Origin of the sequence: Methylobacterium persicinum (genome assembly GCF_022179525.1) — a bacterium.
Classification (GTDB): domain Bacteria; phylum Pseudomonadota; class Alphaproteobacteria; order Rhizobiales; family Beijerinckiaceae; genus Methylobacterium; species Methylobacterium persicinum.
The window spans coordinates 1-7241 of sequence record NZ_BPQX01000077.1; the positions used below are offsets into that span (position 1 = coordinate 1).

Below are 7241 nucleotides of genomic sequence, written 5' to 3' on the forward strand. Positions count from 1 at the left end.
TCACAATCCGCGGGCGGTACAATGCTGACCGCCTGCTTCGCTTGGATCGACATCGTCGTCGATGCCCGCCGATAGCCTTTGTCGAAGGCCTTGCGGGCTCGTTCGGGCGCTGATGTGAACGCTTCGGCGTCATCGTCGCCAAATCCATACGACCTGGGCGCAACTCGGTCGCGCCGTATCGTCGATCCAGACGTCCGATAGGCCCTCTCTCGGTCGAGCAGAGTCTCTGAGGGCAACCGTTTTTCCACGCTCCTTCCGGGAGCATCCGCCGGTGGTGGACGTCCACTCCTCCGACGGCCGGGCTTGCCTGCGCAGTGATCTGCGCGGCGCCCGAGGACACCTCGCACGCCGGTCAGGACGCCCCGTCCGGACGCGCCGGTCAAGACGACCGCAACGAGCACCGCTGACCGGTGCCGCACAAGGAATCAGCCATGACCCAGGCATCCCACCTCGAAGCGTCTAAGCACCACGAGAACGCTGCGAAGTCGCACAAGATCGCCGCCGAACATCACGAAAAGGGTGACCCCAAGGCAGCCGTGAAGCATTCTGAGGAGGCTCACGGCCACTCGGCGAAAGCCCACGAGTGTTCGACCAAGGCTCACGGCCAAAGTCTCGGTAAGCACTGATCCGTCTCTTAACGATCCCGCCGGGCGTGCTTTGCACGCGTCCGGCGACTGGAGTGTTTCATTCGAAGCTGGATGATATCCCCGGCGGCGACGACGGACACGCGCATTTTAGGCTTGGTATGAGTGCCGAGTGACACCGAATTTCGTCACCCCGCCTCGACGAAGTTTGAACACGGCTGAAGCTGACGATCCGTCGAAGCGATGAGTCGAGCGGCGAGACCTAGACTTTCACGGAGCGTGATTGGCGCGCAGTGATGCGGTTCGGCCGGTCGATCTACAACCTTCCTTTGGGCCGCCCCTTCAGCGCAAGGTCAATCGCCCAGACGAGTTGTTCGGCGACTTGAATGACGGCAGGCTCTCCTGATGTCTCAATTGCCACCAGTTGCATCGTGCGGAGCTGGATGAGGCGAGCGGATGGATCGACCCGTCGGGCGAGCGCTGATCGCACAAGCCCCTGAACGAACTCGCGGGCCAATCGCTCATCGAAGTTCGGCATCTTTCAGACCGTTGCCGCTCGGCAGCTGGCACTCCTGTCAGCGACCTGTGAATATGACCTCTGGCCCCGCACCCAACCCCGCCAGATGCACGTGCCACATGGTCTCCGCAATCAGATCCGGTGCGAACGACGTGTTCTCCTCGATCCTTCCCGCGATAGTTACAGTCGTCACTGCAATGCCGCTTGTCTTGAACGCATCCGAGAGGGAGTAAGCAAGGTTACGCAAGGCGGCTTTACCGGCAGAGAGGGAAAATGCATCGAGCCAAGGGCGGGGATCGAGGGCGAGGCCGCCGCCGGTCAGGATGATGCTGCCCCGCCCGCGCGGAGACATCAGGCTGTGCATCGTCTGCGACGCCGCATAGGCTCCGACGACGTTGACCTGCAGGTCGGCCGCGATATCGTCTGGTGTGGGACTGCCGGGCGGTCCGATACTGGCCCGATACGCATTGTAGATCAGGATCTCGATCGGTCCGCGGTCTCTCTCGATGGACCGCAAGACGGCGTCGAGACTCATGGGATCTGCGGCATCGGCTCGGTGAACTTCGATCCGGGTCTCAGCGGGTACTCGGTCGGGCGTGCGAGCCAGTCCAACAACCACAAACCCTTCGCGGGCGAAGCGGTGAGCCGCAGCCAACCCGAGTCCAGGCCCGATCCCGACCACGACGACTGCATTGCCCTCACGCATGGCGCTGTCGTTCCGCTCAGTGGATCGCGCAAACATAGTGCCGGGCGATGACCCGGTTCTGTCAACCGGTCGCAGTACAGAAATCGCTCGAGGGCACGTTCGCCCGAGGTTCCGATTTAGCGGATCGACCCTTCTCATTCTGGGAAAGATTGCTCTAGCTTTACATCGCTCCTCACAGCGGCTCTCATATCGGGCAGCGATCGATGGGCCAGCAAGGTCGTGGACGCGGTGTCACCGAGGGGGGAAGACGGTGCAGAACCTCGCTTCGTTCGAATACCCCTGGGGTGACAGTTCCGTTCACGAACCCGAACGGGCAGCGAAATCTCGTCAGATCTACGCCCGCAAACGCGCCGCCGAAGCGGCGCGTGAGCGTTGTCTCGTCTTGGGCCAAGTCATCCAGGCTGAGATCATCCCCCAATTGGTGATTTTACACCCCGACTTCGTAACCGAGACGACCAAGCCTGCGTACAAACCAGACGCTGAACAAGTCGCGGCCTTCACCGATCTAACACTCGCGCCGGACGACGCGGCTATGATCCAGGCCTTTTCCGCATTGGTCGCGGAGGGCTATCCCGTCGATCAGCTATTTATCGACCTCCTGGCTTCTTCTGCGGCTCTCCTGGGCCGCATGTGGGAGGAAGATTTGTGTGACTTCGTCGAGGTCACGACTGGCGTATTCCGACTTCAGCGTCTTGTGGCGCGATTCCGCATCGATGAAGACGCAGCCGCGCCCGACGGACAGCATCGGGTCCTCCTGATGGGCGCTCCCGGCGAGCAGCACACGTTCGGCGTGCGGATCGTGGAGCAGTTTCTTCGCAAGGCGGGTTGGGAGGTATCGATTGGCCTCGCCTCCACTCCCCTGGAGATCGCGGCTTTGGTGGCGTCCGAATGGTTCGACGTCGTCGGCCTGACACTCAGCAGTGACAGCCGCCTCGAGCCGCTGGCTGCGGCCATCCGGTCCGTGCGTGATGCCTCGTGCAACCCAGCCATCGGCGTCATGGTCGGAGGCCCCGTCTTCCTGCAGCATCCGGAGCTCGTTCAACGGGTCGGGGCAGACGCCTCCGCGGTCGACGCGACGACCGCGGTGCTACTCGCGCAACGGCTGCTGGATCTCGCTGCGAATCACTCGAGACGATCGCACTCGAACAAGGACTGACGCCATCTACGGCTCTTCAGACCACGCCGGGTGGATGGTCGGCGGATCAGAAGTCCATGCCGCCCATTCCGCCGCCGCCCATCGTCGGCGGGGCTTCCTTCCGCGGGACCTCAGAGATCATCGCTTCGGTGGTCACGAGCAGGCCGGCGACGGACGCAGCGCCCTGAATGGCCGCGCGTACCACTTTGGCCGGGTCGACGATCCCGGCTTGGAGCATGTCGACATACTCTTCGGTCTGGGCGTTGAAGCCGTAGGTCGAAGAGGAGTTGGCCAGAATCTTACCGACCACGATCGAGCCCTCGACACCCGAGTTCTGCGCGATCTGGCGGATCGGGGCCTCAAGGGCCTTGAGGACGATCTTGATGCCGGCCTGGACATCGGGATTGTCGTTGGAAAGGCCCTGGACGGCGGCTTTGGCGCGCAGTAGCGCAGTGCCGCCGCCGGGGACGATGCCTTCTTCCACCGCAGCGCGGGTGGCGTTCAGGGCGTCGTCGACGCGGTCCTTCCTCTCCTTCACCTCGACCTCGGTCGCGCCGCCGACGCGGATCACCGCGACGCCGCCCGCGAGCTTGGCCAGACGCTCCTGCAGCTTCTCCCGGTCGTAGTCCGAGGTGGTCTCCTCGATCTGCGCCTTGATCTGCGAGATACGACCCTCGATGTCGGCCTTCTCGCCGACGCCGTCGATGATCGTGGTGTTCTCCTTCTCGATGCGGACGCGCTTGGCGCGGCCGAGCATCGGCAGGGAGACGTTCTCGAGCTTGATGCCGAGGTCCTCGGCGATCATCTCACCCTTGGTCAGGATCGCGATGTCCTCGAGCATCGCCTTGCGGCGATCGCCGAAGCCCGGAGCCTTGACGGCCGCGACTTTCAGGCCGCCGCGGAGCTTGTTGACCACGAGGGTGGCGAGCGCCTCGCCCTCGATGTCCTCGGCGATAATCAGCAGGGGCTTGCCCGTCTGAACGACCGCCTCGAGCACCGGCAGCATCGCCTGGAGCGACGAGAGCTTCTTCTCGTGGATGAGGATGTAGGGGTCCTCGAGCTCGGCGACCATCTTCTCCGCGTTCGTGACGAAGTACGGGGAGAGGTAGCCGCGGTCGAACTGCATGCCCTCGACGACGTCGAGTTCGGTCTCGGCGGTCTTGGCTTCCTCGACGGTGATGACGCCCTCGTTGCCGACCTTCTGCATGGCGTGGGCGATCATCTCGCCGATCTCCTTGTCGCCGTTGGCGGAGATCGTGCCGACCTGAGAGATCTCCTCGGACGAGGCAACCTTGCGGGAGCGCGCGCCAATGTCTTTCACGACCGCGGCCACGGCCAGATCGATCCCGCGCTTTAGGTCCATTGGGTTCATCCCGGCGGCCACGAACTTCACCCCCTCGCGGACGATGGAGGCCGCCAACACGGTCGCGGTGGTGGTGCCGTCACCGGCGATATCGCTCGACTTCGAGGCCACTTCGCGCACCATCTGGGCGCCCATGTTCTCGAACCGGTCGACGAGTTCGATCTCCTTGGCGACCGTCACGCCATCCTTGGTGATGCGCGGGGCACCGAAGCTCTTCTCGATCACGACGTTGCGGCCCTTCGGGCCGAGCGTCACCTTCACTGCGCTGGCAAGCAACTCGACACCGCGCAGCATCTTGTCGCGAGCGTCAACAGAAAAGCGAACGTCTTTGGCGGACATGGTGAGGCCTATCTTTTGTCATCTGGCCCTGAGGCACGCCACAGCGGGCGCCTCGAAGGGCAAGTCATCGTTCGAGGCGCAAGCAGCCTGACCAGGGCTATTCGACAATGCCCAGAATATCGGATTCCTTCATGATCAGGAGGTCCTGACCATCAATCTTCACTTCGGTGCCGGACCACTTGCCGAACAGCACGCGATCGCCAGTCCTGACGTCGAGTGGGTTCATCTTGCCCGTCTCGTCGCGCACTCCGGGTCCGACGGCGAAGACCTCGCCCTCCTGCGGCTTATCCTTGACCGTATCGGGGATGATGATGCCGCCCTTGGTCTTCTCCTCACCCTCGAGGCGACGGAGCACCACGCGGTCATGCAGCGGACGAAACTTCATCGCGAAATCCTAATCGGTCCCAAGCGAGTTCCACCGAATGGCTGGCACTTCCGCGTGAGAGAAGCGGCGAAAATCAGTATCGCGGCCCAATCAGATCCTTCTTAGCACTCACGATGCGGAAGTGCTAATCATACGCCCGCTTACCGAGAATTCTCTCCATGCTGGCATACCTTCGATAAGACGACGCCTTTAAATGACTGAGTTGGGTGAATTCCAGCCAGTCCGCTTCCAAGTGGCGTAGCCGTTGAAGCAGACCCAGGGCCTTTGGCATATCCCGCTCGGCGGTCAGGCATCGGATCTTGTTGCCGGGGTCGCATTCTCGCTCTCCAGTGCTTCCAGGTAGTCGCGGAGTAAGGACGCCCGTCCAGGCCGAAAGCTGCCGCCTTCGACCCTGGCTTCGACGATGCGGTCGATCCGGAACATCCGGAACGCTTCGCGCAGACGGCACCACGCTAAAACGACCAGTCGCCGCTCCGTGTGAATGATCGCCAGCGGCAGGATCGTCCGCAACGTGCCCGAACCGCGCTCATCCGTGTAGTGGATGGTGAGCGCCTCTTCTCGCCAGCACGCCTGCCGGATCAGCCCCAGGTGCTGCGCGGGCGCGTAGCGTGCCTCGGGGCGATAGACCTTCGAGACGCAGTGGAACAGGTGCTGCTCGCGATCGTCCGGCAGCGTCGCGGCGACCTTGGCCACGACCGAAGCCGCTGCTGCCGCCAAGTCGGGGTCGCCCATGGCGCGCACCTCCGCCATGCCGAGCGCCAACGCCTCGATCTCCAGGCGATCCAAGGTCTGCGGTGGAAGCGCGTAATCCTCGATCAGCCGGTAGCCGTAACCCCGCTCGCCGTCGATCCGGGCTCCGGCGGCCCGCAGGCTGTCGATGTCCCGGTACAGCGAGCGCACGGAGACGCCGGTTTCCTCTGCCAACCGCGCGGCCGTCACCGGTTTGGGCAGGGTGCGCATCGCCTGGAGGAGACGGAAGAGGCGGTCACTCCGTGCCATCAGTCTACTGCCGGTTTCTGTCAGGTAGGGGTTAGTAAATCCGGGTCGCATGGCACGACAACACGCCCCGCACATCGGAGGCCGCAATGACCGTCCAAACGACGACCCATCTCAACTTCCGCGGGCAGGCTCGCGAGGCGCTTGACTTCTACCGCTCCGTCTTCGGGGGCGAGCGGACGATCGTCACCTACGGGGACCTTGGGGCGACACAGGATGCCGTGCAGGCCGAGCGTGTGATCTGGGGCCAAGTGGCGTCCGATCAGGGGTTCCGGATCATGGCCTATGACGTGCAACCGGAGAAGCCGTGGAACCCCGGCGAGAACGCGTTCTACGTCTCGGTCCGCGGAACATCGCCGGAGGAGGTCACTGCACACTGGGAGAAGCTTCGCGTGGGCGCGTCGGTTCTGCAGCCACTCGGCGCCTCAGCTTGGTCCCCGCTCTACGGGATGCTGACGGATCGGTTCGGTGTGACATGGGTCATGGACGTGATGGTGTCCTGACCTGACATTCTGATGGGCGGGCGACCGAGCGTTGGTCCGCTTTCCGGCCCCAGAGCCGACGTGGCGGGCGGCTTAGTTGGGTTAGAAGTGTGAATCCGCTTTTTTCGGATGACGACCTCCGCAGCGGACCGACCGCTTTCGGCCAGTCCACGTCATTAGTCGCAGATGAACCATGTCCGCTTTTGCACATAGCATTCGGGCCGCGACGGCTTGAGAGACCGCCGCGGCAATCGTCAAATGTCAGTTTGCTCAGACATCACCAGGGCATCGTCTGCCTCGATGCCGAGGTAGCGCACCTGACCTGACCGGTATTTTGGACCGAGCCGAGTGGGAGGCTACTGCATGGCCGCTGCCATAGGTAGCCGGAAGGCCAGATCCGGGTAGCTGACAGGCGCGGGCGGCCGATAGCCCAGGGACGAGTGCGGCCGGACGCGGTTGTAGGTAGTTTGCCAAAGACCGATCACGATCTGTGCCTCCTTCAGCGAGTAGAAGATCTCCTGTCTCAGGCACTCATCCTGAAGCGTTCCATTGAAGCTCTCGCAGTACCCGTTCTCCCACGGCGAGCCGGGTGCGATGTACTGGATCTGCGAGCCAGCTTTGTCGACCCATTTGCGCAGCGCCTTCGAGATCATCTCAGGGCCATTATCGCAGCGGATGTGCTTCGGGATGCCGTGCAGGCACATGGCGTCGGCCAGCGTCAGGACCCGGAGCGA

The 7241-nt window shown here is 63.2% G+C and carries 8 protein-coding genes; 3 read left to right on the forward strand and 5 right to left on the reverse strand.

The window, feature by feature from the left end:
* The first annotated feature begins 431 nt into the window (after positions 1-431).
* The gene (locus tag MFF22_RS24180; RefSeq protein ID WP_238253301.1) at positions 432-626 is read left to right on the forward strand and encodes a hypothetical protein; all 195 of its coding nucleotides are present in this window, start codon (positions 432-434) and stop codon (positions 624-626) included.
* Between the two features lie 533 nt (positions 627-1159).
* Here the strand turns inward: MFF22_RS24180 and MFF22_RS24185 are convergent.
* Positions 1160-1807 (reverse strand): SDR family NAD(P)-dependent oxidoreductase, encoded by a 648-nt coding sequence (locus MFF22_RS24185; protein WP_238253302.1) that lies wholly within the window; start codon positions 1805-1807, stop codon positions 1160-1162.
* A gap of 250 nt (positions 1808-2057) precedes the next feature.
* Here MFF22_RS24185 and MFF22_RS24190 point away from each other — a divergent pair, with 250 nt between their 5' ends.
* Positions 2058-2963 carry a cobalamin B12-binding domain-containing protein gene (locus MFF22_RS24190; protein WP_238253303.1) on the forward strand — a complete coding sequence of 302 codons (906 nt, stop codon included), beginning with the start codon at positions 2058-2060 and terminating at the stop codon, positions 2961-2963.
* Between the two features lie 46 nt (positions 2964-3009).
* On the opposite strand, the gene groL is transcribed toward MFF22_RS24190, so the two are convergent.
* The 3 genes from groL to MFF22_RS24205 all read right to left on the reverse strand — a co-directional run bounded on the left by groL (position 3010) and on the right by MFF22_RS24205 (position 6028).
* Positions 3010-4644, reverse strand: a complete 1635-nt coding sequence (gene groL / locus MFF22_RS24195; protein ID WP_238253304.1) for a chaperonin GroEL — start codon at positions 4642-4644, stop codon at positions 3010-3012.
* Between the two features lie 97 nt (positions 4645-4741).
* A complete protein-coding gene (locus MFF22_RS24200) occupies positions 4742-5029 on the reverse strand; it encodes a co-chaperone GroES (RefSeq protein ID WP_238253305.1) in 288 nt (95 codons plus the stop codon).
* Between the two features lie 285 nt (positions 5030-5314).
* Complete coding sequence (locus MFF22_RS24205; protein WP_238253309.1) at positions 5315-6028, reverse strand: helix-turn-helix transcriptional regulator; 714 nt, start codon at positions 6026-6028, stop codon at positions 5315-5317.
* An 86-nt stretch (positions 6029-6114) separates the two neighbouring features.
* On the opposite strand from MFF22_RS24205, the gene MFF22_RS24210 reads away from it, so the two are divergent.
* Positions 6115-6528: a VOC family protein gene (locus tag MFF22_RS24210; protein ID WP_238253306.1), complete on the forward strand. Its 414-nt coding sequence runs from the start codon at positions 6115-6117 to the stop codon at positions 6526-6528.
* A 335-nt stretch (positions 6529-6863) separates the two neighbouring features.
* Here the strand turns inward: MFF22_RS24210 and MFF22_RS24215 are convergent.
* Positions 6864-7241 (reverse strand): integrase core domain-containing protein (locus MFF22_RS24215; protein WP_238253307.1); only part of this gene is annotated, 378 nt, incomplete at its 5' end.

Excerpts from the sequence above, each read along its gene's own strand:
- MFF22_RS24180 (WP_238253301.1), top strand. The coding sequence starts at position 432 with ATGACCCAGGCATCCCACCTCGAAGCGTCTAAGCACCACGAGAACGCT.
- MFF22_RS24185 (WP_238253302.1), bottom strand. The coding sequence starts at position 1,807 with ATGCGTGAGGGCAATGCAGTCGTCGTGGTCGGGATCGGGCCTGGACTC.
- groL (WP_238253304.1), bottom strand. The coding sequence starts at position 4,644 with ATGTCCGCCAAAGACGTTCGCTTTTCTGTTGACGCTCGCGACAAGATG.
- MFF22_RS24200 (WP_238253305.1), bottom strand. The coding sequence starts at position 5,029 with ATGAAGTTTCGTCCGCTGCATGACCGCGTGGTGCTCCGTCGCCTCGAG.
- MFF22_RS24205 (WP_238253309.1), bottom strand. The coding sequence starts at position 6,028 with ATGGCACGGAGTGACCGCCTCTTCCGTCTCCTCCAGGCGATGCGCACC.
- MFF22_RS24210 (WP_238253306.1), top strand. The coding sequence starts at position 6,115 with ATGACCGTCCAAACGACGACCCATCTCAACTTCCGCGGGCAGGCTCGC.